We start from the raw sequence: 19,201 nt of genomic DNA on the forward strand, positions 1-19,201 counted from the left end.
CTTATTGTTGGGTGAGGCTGCCCAAGGCCCACCAGCTTGGCAGCAATGCACGTACCTTGGCCTGGGCAAAACGGTCATCCATTAATACCACAACCCCTTCGTCTTCGGGGCTTCGGATTACCCGTCCGGCGGCTTGAACCACTTTGATCATTCCTGGAATGCGGTAGGTGTAGGCATCTCCCTGACCGAAACGGGCTTCCATGCGAACCTTCAATGCTTCATTAAAGGCGTTGAACGGCGGTAAACCCAGCGTGGCGATAAACGCCCCTATCAGTCGATCACCAGGCAGGTCGATCCCCTCAGCAAAGGCACCTCCCAATACCGCAAAGCCAATACCTTTTCCGCCGGGGATGAAGCGGGCCAGAAATGCATCGCGCTCTTGCTCCTGCATGCCCCGAGTTTGTGCAAAGACCGGCACCTCGGGGTGTGATTGCTGAAACTGCTCCAGCACTGATTCCAGGTAGGCAAAACTACTGAAAAAGGCCAGATAGTGGCCCGGCCTAGCCTGATACTGGTTAGCCAACACCGCCACGATCGGTCTAATTGAGGCCTGGCGATGATGATAGCGCGTGGAAATATCCGTACAGACCCTCACCTCCAACTGCCGTGCAGCAAAGGGCGATGCCACTTCCCGCCATACGCCGTTGTCTGGCAGGCCCAGCAAGTCGCCGTAATAGTGCGCGGGAGTTAAGGTTGCCGAAAACAGTACGGTGCTATGCGCAGCCTTAAAGCGTGGCCCAATAAAGTCAGCCGGGATAACGTTGCGTATTCCCAACACCGACTGCCCCCGGCGTGGGCAGGCCAGGTCACAGAGGGAATGCTCACCAAACCGCTCCGCCAAGCGGCAGAACGCCAGGGCTTCAAACAGTTGCTCTTGAAGCTCCAGGCTGGCCGCCTGAGGATGCTCCACCAGGTAATTGGTAATGGCTACAGAGACATTGTGCAGCGCAGATACCAGTTTGGTGGGCAACCTATCGAGCAGGTGGTAATGGTCTGGCGCCGTGCTGGTCGGCACCTCTTTATTGAGCAACTGCCACTGCCTGCCTAGCGCTGCCAGCGGCTTGGCAAGCGCAGACGGGGCATTACGGCGCAGACGATTTAAGCGCTGCTGGTGCAGCTCGGCGCTGTACATACCCCGTGCCCGCTCTACCAGGTTATGCGCCTCATCTACCAATAGGCCTACCCGCCAATCATTAGCCTGGGTCAGACCGTGTAGTAACGCATGGCTATCAAACCAGTGGTTCACATCACCCACCACCACATCCGCCCAGCGAGCCAGCTCCTGGCCTAAATAGTAGGGGCAAACCTGATGCGTCAACGCCACCTCACGCAGCGCTTCACGGTCAAGCCAACCACACTCCACCGCTGCCTGCCGGGCGGCTGACAGGCGGTCGTAAAATCCGGCGGCAAGGGGACAGGTTTCACCCTGGCAGGCAGTTCCTGGGTATTCGCAGGCCTTATCACGCGCGACAAGCTCCAGCACCCGCAGCGGCCTACGTTGCGTATCCAGGCTTTCCAGCGCACTCAGGGCCAGACGACGGCCTGGGGTCTTCATGGTCAGGAAGGCCACCCGGTCGAGTCGCTGGCGGGGCATCGCGGAGAGCATGGGAAACAGCGTTCCCAGGGTCTTCCCTATGCCTGTAGGTGCCTGGGCAAGCAAACAACGTCCGGTACTGGCCGTTTTGTACACATCCTCGGCCAGCGTCCGCTGCCCAGGGCGAAAATCAGGATAGGGAAATATCAAGTCGGTCAAAGCGTCATCGCGCCGCTGGCGATGGTGAGTTTCCTGGTCCGCCCAGGCCAAAAAGCGCTCGCACTGATCCGCAAAAAACGCCTGTAGCTCAGCGGCGCTTATTTCCTGGGTCAGCAGGGTTTCCTGGCCACTGGCTATCTCCAGATAAACCAGCACCAGCGTCAGCCGCTGCAGGCCGCGCTCGGCACACAGCAGTGCACCGTACACCTTTACCTGCGCCCAGTGCAGCGCCCGTTGGTTCGCCGCCATGCGGTCAAGGCTGCCCCGGTGGGTTTTCACCTCTTCAAGGCAGTTGGCCTCTGGCGCAAAACCATCGGCCCGCCCCACCACATCAAGATGTTTATAGACACCTGATAGTGGCAGCTCCGTTAGATAGCCCCCACCACGTCGGCTGGCCACCAGAGCGTGCCCTTCCATCCCTTCCTGAGCACTGGGAGCGGGGGTGAACCGATAGTCAAGGTCCCCCTCCCGCGCGGTGAAGTCGCACAGCGTACGCACCGCCACCCGATAGCGGTTCATATACCCTCTACTGACTGCCAGCGCACATAACACACCTCAACAGGCATTTGGTGGTGGGCGAAAAACGCGATCCAGCGGCGCTGGTTATCCTGTAGACGGTCGCCAGGTCCTTTAACCTCAATCATCCGGTAGCGGGGCTTACCGGGAGGCGCATCTGGCATGAATTGGATCAGGTCCGGCAACCCCGCACGGTTCTGTTTCAGATCTGCCAGTAGCCGCTCAAAACAGGCGCGCAAATGCGCAGGTGGCAGACACTCCAGGGCCAGTAACAGGAGTTCTTCACTGACGATTCCCCAATGTACAAATGGCGACGTGATGCCCTGTTTGGCGTGCCAGGTGGCTTGTATCGAATGACGATAACGACCGTTCTCCAACTGCAGCAGACAAGCATCAATATCGGCTTGGCGCCGGTGCACAAAATCCTCACGGAATAGATCCGCAGGCCCACTGTGAAACGGATGAAAAAATGCTCCCGGTAGCGGTTTGAAAATAGCGGGCCAGAAGAGCAAACCAAAAAGGCTGGTCAACAGGCTGTTTTCAACATAGAAGACCGGTGCAGCGGGGGTCGCAAGGTGCTCGGCAGCTGCGCACTCTACCGGTCGCGGGCCGGGTAACATCAGCACCTGGCTGGGAGCCTCGGCTGGTTTTTCCCGTGCCGCAAGGGGCAGCCCGAGCCTCCTCTCCATGCGCGGTAGCAACCGCGCCAGGGCCTGCGCTTCACTCTCGCATGGCCCTGCTGCCAGGGCCTTATGCGCAAGGTGGTACGCCGTTTGGTAATCCCCCATACGCTCCAGCAGTCGCAACCGGCGAATACGAGCCTCGCTGCTGTCAGCGGCCGCATAAAGGGTTAACGCCAGCTCTGCTTCTCCACTCCGCTCAGCGTCTCTTGCCATGGCCAGCACCAGCCGTGCTCGCCGGGCGTCTAGCCAACGGTTTGGTGAAGCAGGCGGCAACTGGGCATACAGCGCCTGCAGGGGTTCGCCATCGTCCAGGCGTTCTCGCAAGCGGTGTAGCACCATATAGGTATCTACCTCGTCACGCTGCTGAAACGCCCGCGACTCAGCGGTTAGCGGCACCTGTTCAAAACGTTGCAGGCCAAGCTCGGTCAACACAAACTCTGCCCAGTCCTGGCGTAGGTTGCCAAAAAACATCAGTCTCAGGCGATCACAGATCTCCATCACTGTTAGTCGTACAATTTGCGTGGTGGCCGTTGGCCACCACTGCTGAAGGGCCACTGACTCTTTTAACGATTCCTCCAGTGCCACTTGAAGCGCAGCTTTAGTGCTGTTGATCGTTAGGCCAGCGTTGCTGATTTCGTCTGCCAACGCCTGGCGCAGCTCACTTAGCCGCAATAGGCGAAATAGCTCACGACGGCTTAACAACGGCGCGCTATCTACCCAGCAAAGCGCAACCAGAGGTGCCAAAGCCTGCTCGGCACCACCAATCTCCCCATACGTCAGTTTATCCAGTCGAAACAGCTCACCTTTACGCATCACCATACGCACCAGTAGTGCCTGGGAAGCGCGCGATAACATCTCGAAGTGACGGATAAAGTCACGCTCTTCAGCACTTAGCAGGTCACCGTGGCGGGCTTCTACCCACGCCAATACATAACGAAAATTCGTCAGGTAATAGAAAGGATCATCCAGGGAGGCGGTAGGTGTTTCATAAGCACTGTTCATTTATCCATTATAACAGTGCATCAGTGCAGACGTCATGTGTGTTTAACTATCCAGGGTAAGCGTTTGAAAGGCGTTATAGGCCGCTATTACTGTTGCCCTTTGAGCAGTATGCGCTTGTAAAAATGCATCACCGGTTACCGTTTCATCTGGGTATTCGGTAATCAACATCAGTGGCGTTAGCTGGCTGGCATCTTCCAAGATCAGATAGGGGAAACCGTTCAACACCGGGAAGGTCAGTGCCCCTGCATGGGTTTCAAATAGCGCGATTTGAGCATCGTTGAATGCGACCAGTCCTGGCACTTGGGCCAGCTGCTGGGTAACGGCCTCGACCAGTTGCACGGCTGCTGCCTCCCAACCTGGCTGATGCCTTAAGATCAAAAAGAAGCCTTTGGGAATCGTCCACATTTCAAAGCCACGGGGCACGTAGCCGTTTAAGGGCCGTGTCCATTCATGGGCCGGATAACCATGTAAATTGATATGTAACCCGGCATTGCTGGCCGCAAAAGCCTGTTCACGTATGGCGTGTTCGAAAGGTTGGCCCAGGGGCTGACTCTGCAGGTCATTGCCAAAGGCGGTATAGCGTGCCGCATGATGCATATGTCGCGGCTGAGTAGTGACTAGTCTACCCTGCAGCGCGTAGCCATCCGGGTTCTCAAGCGGTGAGATGACAAAGTGAGCTTCTGGCTGGCAGCTGAGTGTTTGGGCAGCGCGCAGGGCACCGACCACACCCGATGTTTCGTTGGCATGCTGGCCGGCGCTGATAATCACTGCACGATCACAGCCGCTCAGATAGCGTGCCTCTACCACTCTTCCCGCCCGGGTGGTGGCGTGTAGCGCTTGCCCGCCCAGTTGGGCCAGCAACTGCTCTATTTGCGCAACATCTATCGCCTGTTGGGCGGCATCCAGGGTAACCTGTGCGCGTTGAGGCTGCTGCACACTCAAAGCCCGCATGCCTATTTTGATATGTGGCTCATCGCCCTGGGTTAACACTTCCGGCACAATCTGCCCCGGCTGAATCGAACGATCACCCAGCGCTAAACCCTCACGGTGCTGGAAATACTCCAGGGTGGAGAAATAGAGTTCCTCATGGAGCGCTTCGGCAAGGCTGATGTGCTCGTCATCCCATGCCAAGCGGCGATCAGCGCAAGGCAGAGTGACACTGACATTGAGCTCTTCAAAATAGGGCGATGCTGGCGGCCACGACGCTGAAGATACTGTGTCCATGGCAGCCTGGAAAAGCGCTTCATAGTCCGTCTCGACCTTCGACTCACTGACCTCCCCCTGGGTGGAGATCAGCCTCAGCCAACCGCAGGGTGAGAACTGTGCCTCGCCCACATGATCCTGGTGATGTCGGTTAGGCGCCACCACGACATAGTTCTCCCTCTGCCCTGTACTGCGCTCCACCCGGACGCGATAGTGGCAGGGATCATGGCTAGGCTCGAAGGTAGGAGACGCGATGCCCTCCCAGTGAAGCGTCACGCCTTCGGGCAGCAGCGCCGCCAGCGGATAAGCCTCAAGGAGAAAACGGCGCGGCGCCAGCGGTGGCACCGGGTACTCAATCACCAACGACTGCAAAGAGGTCCAGTCAAACTCCTCTAAGAAGAAATGCACCAGAGGCTTATAGGCACTGCGTATGCGCGCGCTGATACCCACGGCTTCGAAGGCCACTTCCGTTGCCTGGCGCTCGGCTTGATCATCAAATACCCACGCCTCCAACTGGTAGCCCTGATAGTTCGAGGTGGCGTAGGTATCCAGTAGGGTGCGGGTGGTGCGCGGGAAGGAGCGCTCTAGCAGCGTCTCACCTTGGGAAGGGTTCATGATACTCATAAGGAAGTGCGTCCAGTAGGATCAAGAACATCGCGTAACCAGTCACCGAGCAGGTTCAACCCCAGCACGGTTAATAGAATGGCCAGGCCAGGAAAGACACTGACCCACCATGCTGTTTGCAGATAAGTCCGCCCCTCTGCCAGCATACCACCCCAGCTGGGAATCACAGGATCTACGCCAAGCCCCAGAAACGTCAGACTGCTTTCCAATAGAATATTGTTGGCCACATTCAAGGTCATTAGCACGATGACCGGACCAATTAAGTTAGGCAACAGGTGTTGGAAGAGGATACGCACATCCTTTACCCCGATCGCTTTGGCCGCCAGAATGAACTCACGATCACGCAATGAAAGTACCGACCCCCTGACCAATCGTGCGTACTGCACCCACTGGGAAATAATCAGCAGGATAATCATATTGGTCAGGCCGCCACCAATCACAGCGATAAAGGTGATGGCCAGCAGGATAAAGGGGAGCGCGAGCTGCACATCGGCAAAACGCATAACGATCATATCCAGGAATCCACCATAATAGCCGGCCACCAAGCCCATAAAGATGCCAATGACGACCGCTCCCAGGGCTGAGTAAACCCCCACTTTTAATGAGATCTCCCCGCCAATAATGACCCGGGCCAGAACATCGCGGCCCAGCGGATCAGTCCCCAGTGGAAAACTGGGCTCTACCAGGGGTGGCGTTAGCCGGTAGGCCAAGTTCAGCTCAGACCCACCGCCAGGAAACAGCCAGCCAGAGAAGATGACGGCCAGGCCGATACCGCCGATGAGCAGTACACCCAGGATGAATTCCAGGTTTTTGAAGCGTTTCAACTTATTGGTTTTGATAGCTGCCGTCATGGTTATTCCTTGCGCACTCTGGGGTCGACCAAGCCATAAGCGATATCAACGAGAAGGTTGATAGAGATGATCATTAACGAGAGCACGGTGATAACGCCCTGCAAGACGGGATAGTCCCGTGCCGACACGGCTTCAAACGCCAAGGTGCCTAAACCAGGCCAATTAAATACTCGCTCCACAACGACGATGCCGCCAAGCAATCCACCAAACTGCAAACCGAAATAAGTAATCAATGGAATAGAGCAGTTACGCAGTGCGTGCTTGTAAAGTACAACAGTGTTGGAAAGACCTTTTGCTCGTGCCACCATAATGTACTGCGAGCGTAAGGTGTCCAACATGGTGGTTCGCACTAAGCGCACGTTCGTCGCGGTTAGGATAATCCCCATTGTGGCGGCGGGCATAATAAAGCTGGAGAACCCCTCCATACCACTCGGCGGCAATAAATTGAAAGTGATTGAAAGTAGCAGCACCAGCATAATAGCCAGCCAAAAATTAGGAAAAGAGAGGCCAATCAGAGAAAAAACCCTAATCATTTGATCTGGCCACCTGCCCCGCGATACGGCCGCCTTAATACCCAGTGGTATCGATACGACGATAGATACAAATAGCGAGGCGAAAGCTAACGCCAAGGTGGCTGGTAAAGCGCGTCCAATCAGATCGCTCACCGGAGTACCACCCATAAAACTACGGCCAAAATCACCTACCACCAAGCCACGCAGGAAGCCGATGTACTGGGCCAAAAACGATTGATTCAAGCCTAGCGCTTCACGAATCCTGTTTAGATCCGCTTCAGTAATACTGCCCGCTCCTTGAGCAAGCATCACCGCGGGATCACCGGTTAGCCGGATCGCAAAGGAGACAATCAGCGTTACGGCTATCACCACAAAGATGGCTTGCAGAACTCGATATAGAAGAAACTTTGCCACGATGACCTCTTCGCTCTTCAGCCTGTAACGCTGATATGAAGCTCCAGCCGCTATGTGTTCAAGCGGCCGGATTACACGGCTGTCAGTCAGTAACATCCACGTCGGTTAAGCGCATCCGGTTATCCGGGGCGGGCTCAAAGTTCTGCACTCGGTCACGTACACCATACAGGGCATTAATGCTATATAGCGGCATTTCCAGAGCGCGATCCTGGGTATAACGCGCAATGGCCTGGAGCAGCGCTTCGCGCTCATCTGGATCGGTAATGCTACGCTGGGCCTGGAGCATCTCATCAAGCTCTGCATCACTGTCGTAGGGATTCCAGCGTTCGCCAGTGTGATACATCAGATAGGCGGTATTATCGAAATCAAATGTCCAGCCTCCCCATTTCTGCTGAAACATCTCCCCGGTACGCCCCGCCGGAATGATGTCATTGAGCAGCACATTGGTTTCATAAGGCTGGATAGAGACCGTAATACCGACCCCTTGCAGGTAAGACGCGACTACCTGGGCGACTTCACCGAAGGTGGAATCATTGCCGCGCACATCAATCTGTACCGTGGCTCCTGGCCCAATACCAGCCTCGTCCAGCAATTGGCGAGCCTGCTGAGGATCAAAGGGCAACGGTTGCATATCCGGGTCATTGCCAAACGACTGGGCTCCCTGGAAGCTGGCGATCATTTCGCCCTCTCCAGCCAGAATGGAGTCGATAATGGCTTGGCGATCCACCGCCATAATCAGTGCTTTTCTGACCCGCTCATCGGCGGTAATGCCTGACTGGGTGTTAAAGCGAATCGCTTCAACGGTCGGGGAAGGCACACTAACAACGCTAGCATGGGCGTGATTATTAATCGTGTCGATCATGCCAATGGGAATCGTCGGAGGGATAACGATATCGACACGCCCAGCCTGCAATTCAGCCACCGCGGTGGAGGGTTCGGAGATAAAGCGGTACGTGACTTCGTCAAGCTTTGGCGCGCCTCCCCAATGGTCAGCATATGCTTCCAGCTTTACATTCTCACGAGGAGTATAGGCCACTACTCTGAAGGGTCCAGTGCCTACCGGATGCGTATTGAAGTGTTCATCGCCATGCTCGGCCAGATACTCCGGCGGCACAATCATCGCACCATAACCCGCCAGCTTTGTCAGTAGCACCGGGTCAGGCTCGCTAAGATGGAAATCGACAGTATAATCATCAATGACTTCGACACTGTCGATAGCCGTGTAGTTTGAGCGCTGCGGACCTTGGGCACCAGCATCACCTAACAACCGATCAAACGTGAACTTGACCGCCTCGGCATTAAAAGCCTCTCCGTTGTGAAAGGTAACCCCCTCGCGCAGGATAAAACGAATCCGCGTACCGTCATCCAACTCCTCCCACTCAGTGGCAAGACCGGGCACCAACTCCATATCAGGGCCGCGATAGGTCAAGCCATCAAAAATATTGGTGGCCACGGCAGCCCAGTTGACCAGGAACGTATCGATAGGGTCCCAGCTACCCGGGTCCTGGGGTGAGGCGATCGTTAACGAACCAGCCTGGGCGGAGGTGGAGAAGGCAACGCTCAGAGCCAACCCTGCGATGGCACCACTGAGCACACGTTTGGTTCTTTGCATGGGTGTTCACTCCTGTTTTTTATCACCAGCCTTGCTATCGGATGATGAGCAAGGCGCTTTTGAGTCACATAGTGCTATTGGTTAGGCAATCGGTTACGACACCAAACGATGCCCGCTGGCCTCTTGGGCGGCAAAATGCCCTTCAGCCACCTGCTTTAACAACAAATGCTCGGGCTCGTCACCCACTTTACGAATGGGGCTAAGAATATCGCCCTGTAGCAATACACGCTCTCGCCGCTGGGAGGGGTCAGCCACGGGCACCGCACTCAAAAGCTTCCGGGTGTAAGCATGGTGAGGAGTATCAAACACCGCTCGACGCGAGCCCAGCTCTACCACTTGGCCAAGGTGTAAAACCGCCACGCGGTGGCTCATTTTTTCCACTACTGCCATGTCGTGGCTAATGAACAGATAGGCTAAACCTTCGTCCTGTTGCAGCTCCATCAATAGATGAATGATCTGTGCCTGAATAGAGACATCAAGTGCCGATAACGCTTCATCGGCAATGATTAACTTGGGCTTAGATGCCAAAGCGCGAGCGATACAGATGCGCTGGCGCTGGCCTCCGGAAAACTCATGGGGGTAACGTTCAGCCTGATCCGCGCTTAAGCCAACACGCTCCAACAGTTGATCAATACGTTGCCGTATCGCCTTGGAACCGTGCAGCAGACCATGCGTGCGGATAGGCTCAGCTATCGAAAACCCGACCGTCTTGCGTGGATCCAGCGAGGCAAACGGGTCTTGAAAGATGTACTGAATCTCTTGACGCAGGCGCATCTTTTCTGCCCGCGACATATCAGCAACAGCCTTACCACCAAAACGTACCGTACCGCTGGTGCTTTCCTGAAGCTGTTGAATGGTGCGTCCAATAGTTGATTTTCCAGAGCCGGACTCCCCCACCAGCGCCAAGGTTTCACCGGGAAAAATAGTAAAACTAACGTTCTCAACCGCATGTACGCGATGACTGATGCCGCCAAAAAAGCCTTTACGGATATCGAAACGAGTGACCAGGTTTTCTACTTCTACAACGGGAGTGACATCAAGTTTGGCGGTATCCTGCCGTCGGCTTTCACCACGCGTATGTGTAATATCACCCTTCAGTTCGACTAAAGGCTCCATACGAGGCAGATCTTCACCCTGCATACTCCCAAGCTTAGGCACCGCCGCTAACAGCGCTTGAGTATAGGGATGCTGGGGGCGGGCGAATATCTCCTCTACCGCTGCTTCCTCAACCTTTTCGCCATGGCGCATGACTACCACTTGATCAGCCATTTCGGCTACCACCCCCATATCATGGGTGATGAAGATAACCGCCATCCCCAGTTCCTGCTGCAGGTCGCGCATGATGGTGAGAATTTGGGCCTGGATTGTTACGTCGAGCGCCGTCGTGGGCTCATCCGCTACTAGCACCTTAGGACGGCACGCCAGCGCCATGGCAATCATCACCCGCTGGCGCATGCCGCCTGACAACTGGTGAGGGTAGCGTTTTAATAGCGCTTCAGCATCGGCCAGGCGCACCAGCTTCAACAGTTTTACTGCTTCAGCTCGGGCCGAAGCCTGAGTGTGCTTTTCGTGTAACACCAGCACTTCAGTGATCTGATCGCCGATCGTATAAACGGGATTTAGCGAGGTCATCGGCTCCTGAAAGATCATGGCAATATCCTTACCACGTATCTTGCGCATCGCCTTATCAGAAAGCTGGGTAAGATCTTGCACATCGCCATGGGCATCGCGGTGGAAAAGAATTGATCCCTCGGTAATCTCAGCGTTCATGTACTCAACCAAGCGCATGATGGCCAGAGAAGTCACCGATTTACCCGAACCGGACTCACCGACAATAGCCGTTGTTTTTCCCGGATAAACCTCAAAACTGAGGTTCTTAACCACTCGATTGGAACCAAAGTTAACGCTCAAGGAGCGAACTGATAGCGCGGGTGTCGTTGTCACAAGTTGCCATGCTCCCTACTTATGGGCAGCGTTCTCTTTATGCTTGAAGCTTGCTGCCTAGAGCCTGCCTAAACCATTAGTCGTGTTGTATAGCGGGTCGATTCAAACTACTTATCATGTTCGACTTTTGTCAACCCATCATTAATCAGCGCCCACTCATCTCTACTGCCGATATAGTTTTTGACGCACGGGCAATTATGCTGGACACAAAAAACTCCCTATAGGGAAGGGAGTTTTTTTATTCCGCTATTTCATGACGATGACTGACTATCGAAGTAACCCCATCACCTATCCCACCCGATGCTGCTTTAGCACGGTAAAGCCCCTTTCTTCTTCATTTTGAGGCTGAACGGGCACTTGACGCGTGCCAGCCAGCAGATACCATTCCGCTTCTGTGAGACAGTGCTGGCACCAGTGGCCAAGGGCAGCGGCGCTCTCTTCACGGGTTAGCTGGCCACCACGAAAGTCGTGGGCGAGCAGTAATAAATTCTGGCGGGCGGTGCGAGCACGGGCATTCCCACCGTGCACCTTGGAAAGTGGACAGCGTCGATCGTAGGCCGCGTTGGTTAATGCATTTAACCAACGCTCCAATTCATGCGCCTGAATACCGCCGTAAACGGCCAAACTGCACTCCATGCTGAGCGGTTAATAATTGAGCGAGCGCACCCGAGGGTGACACTAAGCGAAAAGGACGTAAGACTGCCCGATTTTGAGATAACTGTCACCTTTTGCCAGCTGCGCTGCACCGAAACGCCTAGCTCATACTATACCTGCTAATCGCTTAAAATGATTTTTAAACGTCAGTAATTCATCAGCGTCTCTTTCGCTTTTCGCTTAAGAGAAGCCAACACTTTAGACTCATGCCACTCTGGGCGATACACAATTCCAAAACCAAACGACAATGCAGGAACGAACGGAAGCACCTTGACACGGCTGTATTGAGAAAGCTGATCTTTCGCAGTAATGGGGTTAATCACTGTTACGCCGACATCGTTGGCCACCAACGCACTGATAGTACCGATATTGGCTTCCGTTTTACCGGCAATTTTTACACCGTGCTCGGCCACCAGTTCCAGCAGCGGATTCGTGCTGATACTTGGCTGATTGCTGATAACCAAATGCTGACCACGCAAGTCGCTGACTTCAATGATGTCATGTTTGGCTAACTCAAGCTTTTCTGGCACTAGCGCCACCGCTTCTGTTACCAGCAGCGTTTCTGTGAACAGCTGGGGCGAAGTGGCTGGCAACGTGATAAAGCCAATATCAGCATGGCTTGACTCCACCGCGCTCTGCACATCGTGGCTCGACATCATATCCAGGCTAATACTTATCCGGCTATTGTCAGCCAGTAATGCTGCCACCACCTGAGGCACAAAACCGAAACATAGCCCAGGAATCGCTGCAATCCTCAAACGTGATGTGCCGAACTCCTTAAGCGCCAGCACGCTATGGCGCAACTCTTCAATATTTCCCATCAGCCTTAGAATTTCATCGTATAGCTCGCGTGCTTCAGGCGTTGCTAGCAAACGGTTCTTTTCACGCAGAAAGAGTTGAATCCCCAGATTCTCTTCAAGCTGTGCCAGCGAGCGACTCACCCCCGATTGCGTCATGCCGAGAAGGCGTGCAGTACCTGAAGCGCTCCCCACTTCGTACAGTGTCTTAAAAGTTGCTAATGCTTTCAACGAGTTAATGGTTACCTCAGGCATGATTTTTACTCATTGATATTAGAAAAACGATCATATATTGAAATATAGTAACAAGCCTACCTAGACTGCAAGAGCGATTTTTCACCACACCATAAAGACGGAAAACCTGATGACCGACTCTCCGCTGTTCTACCAGGCAGGCCCTGTCCTGCCGGAGGTCAGCCATGCTGATGGCGTCATGCTCTGGGATACCCAGGGCAACGATTATCTGGATGGCTGTTCCGGGGCCATCTCTTGCAACCTGGGTCATGGCCGTCAGGATATTCGTGATGCCATGCTCGCCCAGATGGGCAAGGTAGCCTTCACCTATCGCACTCAGTTTGAGAGCCCCCCCGCCATTGCGCTTGGCAACCAACTGGTCGAGCTGTTTGACGCTGAACTGGGCAAAGTGTTTTTCATCTCCAGCGGCTCCGAGGCGGTGGAGTCTGCTATCAAACTGGCGCGGCAATACTTTTTCGCTTTGGGCCAGCCCCAGCGCCAGCGGTTCGTTTCGCTGCGCCCTTCTTACCACGGCAGCACCATGGGAGCACTGGGCATGACCGGCTATCACCCCTTGGAAGCGCCTTTCACCAGCATGACACACGCTTCCATCAAAGTGCCGGGACCAGATTACTATCGTCATCAGGATAGTAATGACGATACCCACGTCGACCGTGTGCTGGCAGAAACCCGCGCAGCCATGGAATCCGCCGGGCCTGAATCTCTGATTGGTTTTGTACTGGAGCCGATAGGTGGTGCCAGCACGGGCGCACGGTTGTTAGGAAAGCGTTACCTGCAGGGCATCCGTGCCCTGTGCGATGAATTTGGTTGCCTGCTGATTGCCGATGAAGTCCTCACTGGCATTGGTCGTACAGGCACTTGGTTCGCCTGCCAGCATTACGATGTGGTGCCGGACATTCTGGTCACTGCGAAAGGATTGGGCGCTGGCTACTACCCGATTGGCGCGATGCTCGCCCGTAGCTCTATCGTCGCGGCAGTTATGGCCAGCGGAGGCTTCCTACACGGCCACACCTATGCTGGCAATCCATTGGCCTGTGCCACCGGTCTGGCAGTGATCGAGGCCATTATACGCGACAACCTACTGCAAAATACCCGCCAGCGCGGTGCGCAGTTGGAAGCCGGGTTGCGGCAGCTTGCCGAGCGCTACGACTGGGTCGGTCATGTGCGTGGCACAGGCCTGTTATGGGGTATCGAGCTGGTCGCTGATAGTACTTCACGCCAGCCCTTCCCTGCCGAACAAAACCGTTTCGCCCAGATCACGGCATTGGCCAAACAGGAAGGCCTGCTGATCTACCCCCGCCGCACCCTGGATGGCATTGCCGGCGACCACTTCCTGGTCTGCCCGCCGCTGACCATTCAGGCCCAGGAAGTCGACACCCTGCTGGAACGCCTGGAGCGCGCCATGGCGCGTTTTGATCAAGCACTTACCACGTCTTCTGTCCGGTACACACAATCCACCCGAGAGAGCTGAACGCCATGACGCTGCTGAACCAGAAAGTCTGTGACCTTGACGCGGCCATGGCCAATATCTCTGATGGTGCCACCATTATGGTCGGCGGCTTTGGCTCGCCGGGCACACCATTTGCGTTGCTCGACGCCTTGCTCGCCAGCGGCCAACGCAACCTTACGCTAATTAAAAACGATGCCAATGAACCGGGGATTGGCATTGGAAAGCTGATTGAGGCAGGCCGCGTGAAACGCCTGATTACCTCTCACCTAGGCCTGAACCGAACGGCCATTGAAGCCATGAATAGCGGCGAGATAGAGGTCACGTTTCATCCCCAGGGACTGTTGGCAGAAAAAATTCGCTGTGCCGGAGTAGGCCACGGCGGCTTTCTCACCGATATCGGGATAAGCACGGAAATTGCCGAAGGTCGTCATGAAATCAATCTAGAGGGTGGCACATGGGCTATCGAACCTGCGCTACAGGCCGATGTTGCCCTGGTTCACGCCGAGCGTGCCGACCGCTATGGCAACCTGATCTATCGCGCCACGGCAAGCAACTTCAACCCCTTGATGGCCATGGCCGCTGAGCGGGTCATTGCGCAGACCTACCGTATCGACACCCCAGGCAACCTGCCTATCGACACCATTCACACCCCGTGTGCCTTTATCAGCCACGTGGTGCAGGTTGATCACGCTTCCAGCCAGCAAGGAGCTTGCCTCCATGATCTCTGATCAGCAGCGAATATTGACCCGCGCTGCCCGGGAAGTCACCGACGGACAGATCGTCAATCTGGGTATCGGGCTGCCAACACGTTTGTTCCACTATCTGCCCGATGACATGAATGTATTGGTGCATTCCGAAAACGGCGTGCTGGGCTGCCGCCCACGGCAAGAAGGCGAATTGCCAGATAGCGACATGATCGACTCCGGCGGGGCTTACATCGCTACCCGTGCGGGTGCCAGCGTGTTTGATAGCGCCATGTCCTTTGCAATGATCCGCCGCAGTCGTATCGATGTCACCTTTATGGGAGCTTTCGAGGTGGATCAAGAGGGCAATCTGGCCAACTGGAAAATTCCCGGCAAGTTTTCTCCGGGGATTGGCGGAGCCATGGAGCTGGCCCAGAAGGTAGCGAGGCTGGTGGTGCTGTGTTCACACAACGACAAACACGGCAACCCCAAGATTCTCACCCGCTGCCAGTTACCCCTGACCGCCAGCCGCTGTGTGGCTCGTATTATCACCGAAAAAGCGGTTATGGACGTGACCCCGGCAGGGCTTGAAGTAGTGGAGGTCGCTGAAGGATTGGGCATTGAGGCGCTGCGCGAGGCTACCAATGCCACGCTGCTGATCGATGAATCACGTCTAGGGAGATTCTGATGCTCGACGCTAGCGAAAAACGCATCATTGCCTGCTGCAATGCCCTGATGGACGACACCCTGGAACTGACCAGTGACCTGGTGCGTGGCTATAGCGTACTTGGCCAGGAACAGGTGGCTCTGGACACCATGGAGCGCCACCTTGAACGTCTGGGCCTGCCGGTGACCCGTGTGCCACTGGATGCTCCAGGCTTTGATAAGCACCCCCATCGCGCCCCCACTGAGTGGCCCAGCGCGGGCCGCTACAATGTCATTTCAGACCTTAACCCCGGCGCGCCAGGGCCGCACTTGGTGTTCAACGGCCATCTAGATGTGGTACCCGCCGAACCCATCGATATGTGGACGCGCCCTCCTTGGGAGCCCTGGCAAAAAGATGGCTGGCTATATGGCCGTGGAGCCGGCGATATGAAAGCGGGTATTGCTGCCATGGTGATGGCGGTTGAGGCTGTGCGTCAGGCAGGGGTTGAGATCAGCTTCCCTCTCACTCTGCAAATCGTCATTGAAGAAGAGTGCACCGGTAATGGCGCGCTGGCCTGCCTGCATCAAGGCCTTAGCGGTGATTTCGTACTGATACCTGAGCCGTTCGGCGCTCATATCTACGCCGGACAGGTGGGCGTCCTGTGGTTCCGAATGCGTCTCGATGGAGTACCCGCCCACGTTCTGGATACCTCGGCTGGATGTAATGCGATTGAATCCCTGCCGCAATATTTACCGGCGCTGAAAGCACTGGAAGCAGAGATGAATGGCCTGCCCCGCCCTACGCTGTATGCCGACCACCCTCACCCGTTCAACCTTAGCGTTGGCCGTGTGGATGCGGGTAACTGGGCCTCCAGCGTACCTGCCCACGCCATTCTTGAAGGGCGTATTGGTTTCCCGCCCGGCATGTCGCCGGATGACGCCATGCAGCGGGTTCGCGATACCCTGATGGCTCGCCACACCGAGCTTGACGATGCCACGCCTCCGCCCAGAGTGAGTTTCCACGGCTTCCGTTCCGAAGGGCATGTGGTCGACCTCAACACCCCAGGTATCCGACTCCTCTCAGAGTGCCACGAAGCACTGCTGGGCGAACCACCTGCCCATTATGTGTCCACCTGCACCACCGACCTGCGGGCCTTTCACGTTAGTGGTGAGATCAACGGTACCTGCTATGGCCCGATTGCCCAGCGCATTCATGGCGTGGACGAGTGCGTTGACATCGACTCAATCCGTCACGTGCTCACCACCTATGCCCTGTTCATCCACCGCTGGGCACGCATGGCAGAAAACCAGGAGCCCCACTCATGAGAGACGTGTATCTCGCCGACTATGCGCGTAGCGCCTTCAGCCGCGCGCACCCCCACAAACCCGAGGTCGATGCCTGGGCCGATACCCGCAGCGATACCCTGCTGGCCAGCGTGCTCGATGGCTTATTAGCACGTAGCGGCGTTGACGGCACGGTGGTGGAAGACCTGAGCATTGGCTGCGCCCTGCCGGTGAAAGAGCAGTGGAGCTTTGGCGGGCGCTACCCGCTGTGGCTTGCTGAGCGCTTGGGCCCCCGGGGCCAGGCATGTGCCACCCGCCAGATTGATCAGCAATGTGGATCCGGCCTTGCCGCACTGCGCAACACCGCACGGGAAATCCAGGTGGGTGCTGTCGAGGTTGGCATGGCAGGCGGCGTGGAAAACATGACTCGTGTTCCCATGGGTCCGGCACTGTTTAAGGAAGGTGTGCTGACCAGCCCTCAAGCGCTGCACAAAGCTGACTGGCTGGCACTGGACATAGTGCTCAATATGGGGCTGACCGCCGAGCGATTGGCCAAGGCGGCCGGTATTTCCCGTGAGGCCATGGATGCCCTCGCCCTCAACTCCCACCAGCGCGCGGCCAATGCTGACTCAGCGGGCCACTTTGATCCTGAGCGCCTACCCCTTAATAACGCGGCGGGCGATCCGGTCAGCACGGACAGCAATATTCGCACCGATACCAGCGCCGAGCGCCTTGCGGGGCTGGAGCCGGTATTTATGAAAGGCGGCGTAGTGACCGCTGGTAATAGCTCTCCGCTGACCTCCGGTGCCGCTGCCACACTACTGATGTCAGAGCCTGCCCTGCGCCAGCATGACATTACCCCATTGGCGCGTATCGTGGCCGTCGCTGATCGCGGCGTTATGCCTGAGGAGATGGGTGCCGGTGCCGCTGCCGCCATCCGGTGCGCGCTAAAACAGGCGCAGCTAATACCTCAAGAAATTGCCGTGTGGGAAATCAACGAAGCCTTCGCCGCCGTGCCGCTACATGCCATGGGTGCGCTTTTGATTGACCCCGAGAGCGTCAATATCTGGGGGGGCGCCATAGCACTGGGGCACCCGCTTGGCGCTACCGGCATCCGACTCGCAGGCACGCTTGGCCGACTTCTTCAATCCCGCCAGCAGCGCTACGGCTGCGCAGCGGCCTGCATTGGCGGCGGGCAAGGCATCGCCATCATTTTGGAACGCTGCTAATGCCTTTATGGGATCCACTGCTCTCAACATTGTGCGACAAGTAAAACAGAGTGTTAAAGCCTCGCACTCCTAGACGAGGACAGCCCAAATGTATAACCAGTCTTCACTTAAACTTTCCAAATACAGGAGGTATGCCCCGATAGACACAAAGCAACCCTAATCAGCCAAACCACTACTCAAAACACTGCTCCTGCCACGCCAACCGTGCCATGTAATAACAGATAATCACGGATCGTCAGGACAAAAATGCCAAACAGGAAACTTATCATGCCAACGTATACACAACGTTTTACCAAGACCTTCACCACTGCCGTTGCCGTGCTCGGGGCGACAGCCGTACTGGCCGACTCAAGCCATGCCCGCGACCTGGAGGAGATTCGTAATGATGTCTTTCAAGTCGTGAACTCTGGCGCTTACCCTCCTTTTAGCTATGTCGATACTCAAGGAAACCTAGTCGGTTTTGACGTCGACGTCGCTGAAGCCCTAGCCGAGAAATTGGGCGTTGAGATCAATGTCCAGTCATCTCCATGGAATGGCATCATCGCCGCCATGGTGGCTGGCCGTTTCGATGCCTGTATTTGCAGCATGAGCATCACTGAAGAGCGCCAGCAGGTGCTTGACTTTACCGATTCCTACTATAGCTCAGGCCTCTCCATCTGGGTTCACGAAGAAACCGATGACATCAACAGCACCGACGACTTCACCGCCAAACAAGTAGGCTCTACGCTGGGCGAAACAGGTAATCAGTGGGCAGTGGAAAACGGTGAGGGCAAGTGGCGCAACCAAACCTTCCAGGGGCTACCCGACATGATGAGTGCACTGAACGCAGGCCGCATTGATATCATGATCGCCGATGATGTTCCTGTGCTGGTCGCCATGCAAGAGAATGAGTGGGGTATCAAGAGGGTCGATGTCGGTGAAATGCCTCGCTGGCCTGCTGCTATTGCAATTCAGCAGAACCGGCCTGAACTGCATAACGCTCTCAACGAAGCGCTATCAGAACTCAAAGCAGACGGCACTTATCAGGCAATTGTCGATAAGTGGATTGGGGAAGGCGCAAACATCGAGTGACACTGCCGCCGGGCGCGTG

General features: G+C 55.9%; 15 protein-coding genes. 6 read left to right on the plus strand and 9 right to left on the minus strand.

Going from position 1 to position 19,201, the window contains the following annotated elements:
* Position 1: 1 nt before the first annotated feature.
* The 9 genes from HP566_RS00580 to HP566_RS00620 form a co-directional block, all read right to left on the minus strand.
* Entirely contained in the window at positions 2-2,272 is a 2,271-nt protein-coding gene (locus HP566_RS00580) for an ATP-dependent DNA helicase (protein ID WP_249975301.1), read from the minus strand.
* Entirely contained in the window at positions 2,269-3,954 is a 1,686-nt protein-coding gene (locus HP566_RS00585; protein ID WP_249975302.1) for a VRR-NUC domain-containing protein, read from the minus strand. Before HP566_RS00585 ends, HP566_RS00580 begins: the two co-directional genes overlap by 4 nt.
* Before the next feature lie 42 nt (positions 3,955-3,996).
* The gene (locus HP566_RS00590; RefSeq protein WP_249975303.1) at positions 3,997-5,772 is read right to left on the minus strand and encodes a peptidase M14; all 1,776 of its coding nucleotides are present in this window, start codon (positions 5,770-5,772) and stop codon (positions 3,997-3,999) included.
* A gap of 5 nt (positions 5,773-5,777) precedes the next feature.
* A complete protein-coding gene (locus HP566_RS00595; protein ID WP_249975304.1) occupies positions 5,778-6,632 on the minus strand; it encodes an ABC transporter permease in 855 nt (284 codons plus the stop codon).
* Positions 6,633-6,634: 2 nt separating this feature from the next.
* The gene (locus tag HP566_RS00600) at positions 6,635-7,558 is read right to left on the minus strand and encodes an ABC transporter permease (RefSeq protein ID WP_249975305.1); all 924 of its coding nucleotides are present in this window, start codon (positions 7,556-7,558) and stop codon (positions 6,635-6,637) included.
* 82 nt (positions 7,559-7,640) lie between these two features.
* Positions 7,641-9,170, minus strand: a complete 1,530-nt coding sequence (locus tag HP566_RS00605; RefSeq protein ID WP_249975306.1) for an ABC transporter substrate-binding protein — start codon at positions 9,168-9,170, stop codon at positions 7,641-7,643.
* Between the two features lie 93 nt (positions 9,171-9,263).
* Positions 9,264-11,114, minus strand: a complete 1,851-nt coding sequence (locus tag HP566_RS00610) for a dipeptide ABC transporter ATP-binding protein (RefSeq protein WP_249975307.1) — start codon at positions 11,112-11,114, stop codon at positions 9,264-9,266.
* Positions 11,115-11,402: 288 nt separating this feature from the next.
* Complete coding sequence (locus HP566_RS00615) at positions 11,403-11,738, minus strand: hypothetical protein (RefSeq protein WP_249975308.1); 336 nt, start codon at positions 11,736-11,738, stop codon at positions 11,403-11,405.
* Positions 11,739-11,914: 176 nt separating this feature from the next.
* Complete coding sequence (locus HP566_RS00620) at positions 11,915-12,820, minus strand: LysR family transcriptional regulator (protein ID WP_249975309.1); 906 nt, start codon at positions 12,818-12,820, stop codon at positions 11,915-11,917.
* Positions 12,821-12,929: 109 nt separating this feature from the next.
* Here HP566_RS00620 and HP566_RS00625 point away from each other — a divergent pair, with 109 nt between their 5' ends.
* The 6 genes from HP566_RS00625 to HP566_RS00650 all read left to right on the plus strand — a co-directional run bounded on the left by HP566_RS00625 (position 12,930) and on the right by HP566_RS00650 (position 19,182).
* Positions 12,930-14,291, plus strand: a complete 1,362-nt coding sequence (locus HP566_RS00625) for an aspartate aminotransferase family protein (RefSeq protein ID WP_249975310.1) — start codon at positions 12,930-12,932, stop codon at positions 14,289-14,291.
* Positions 14,292-14,296: 5 nt separating this feature from the next.
* Positions 14,297-14,998: a CoA transferase subunit A gene (locus HP566_RS00630; protein ID WP_249975311.1), complete on the plus strand. Its 702-nt coding sequence runs from the start codon at positions 14,297-14,299 to the stop codon at positions 14,996-14,998.
* Positions 14,988-15,641, plus strand: coding sequence for a 3-oxoacid CoA-transferase subunit B (locus tag HP566_RS00635; protein WP_249975312.1), 654 nt, complete (start codon positions 14,988-14,990; stop codon positions 15,639-15,641). Before HP566_RS00630 ends, HP566_RS00635 begins: the two co-directional genes overlap by 11 nt.
* Positions 15,641-16,924, plus strand: coding sequence for an ArgE/DapE family deacylase (locus HP566_RS00640; RefSeq protein WP_249975313.1), 1,284 nt, complete (start codon positions 15,641-15,643; stop codon positions 16,922-16,924). Before HP566_RS00635 ends, HP566_RS00640 begins: the two co-directional genes overlap by 1 nt.
* A complete protein-coding gene (locus tag HP566_RS00645; RefSeq protein ID WP_249975314.1) occupies positions 16,921-18,111 on the plus strand; it encodes an acetyl-CoA C-acyltransferase in 1,191 nt (396 codons plus the stop codon). The genes HP566_RS00640 and HP566_RS00645 overlap by 4 nt, the downstream gene beginning before the upstream one ends.
* A 267-nt stretch (positions 18,112-18,378) precedes the next feature.
* Positions 18,379-19,182, plus strand: a complete 804-nt coding sequence (locus tag HP566_RS00650) for a transporter substrate-binding domain-containing protein (RefSeq protein WP_249975315.1) — start codon at positions 18,379-18,381, stop codon at positions 19,180-19,182.
* Positions 19,183-19,201: the final 19 nt, after the last annotated feature.

Source organism: Vreelandella olivaria, assembly GCF_023507745.1.
GTDB classification, from domain to species: Bacteria; Pseudomonadota; Gammaproteobacteria; order Pseudomonadales; family Halomonadaceae; genus Vreelandella; species Vreelandella olivaria_A.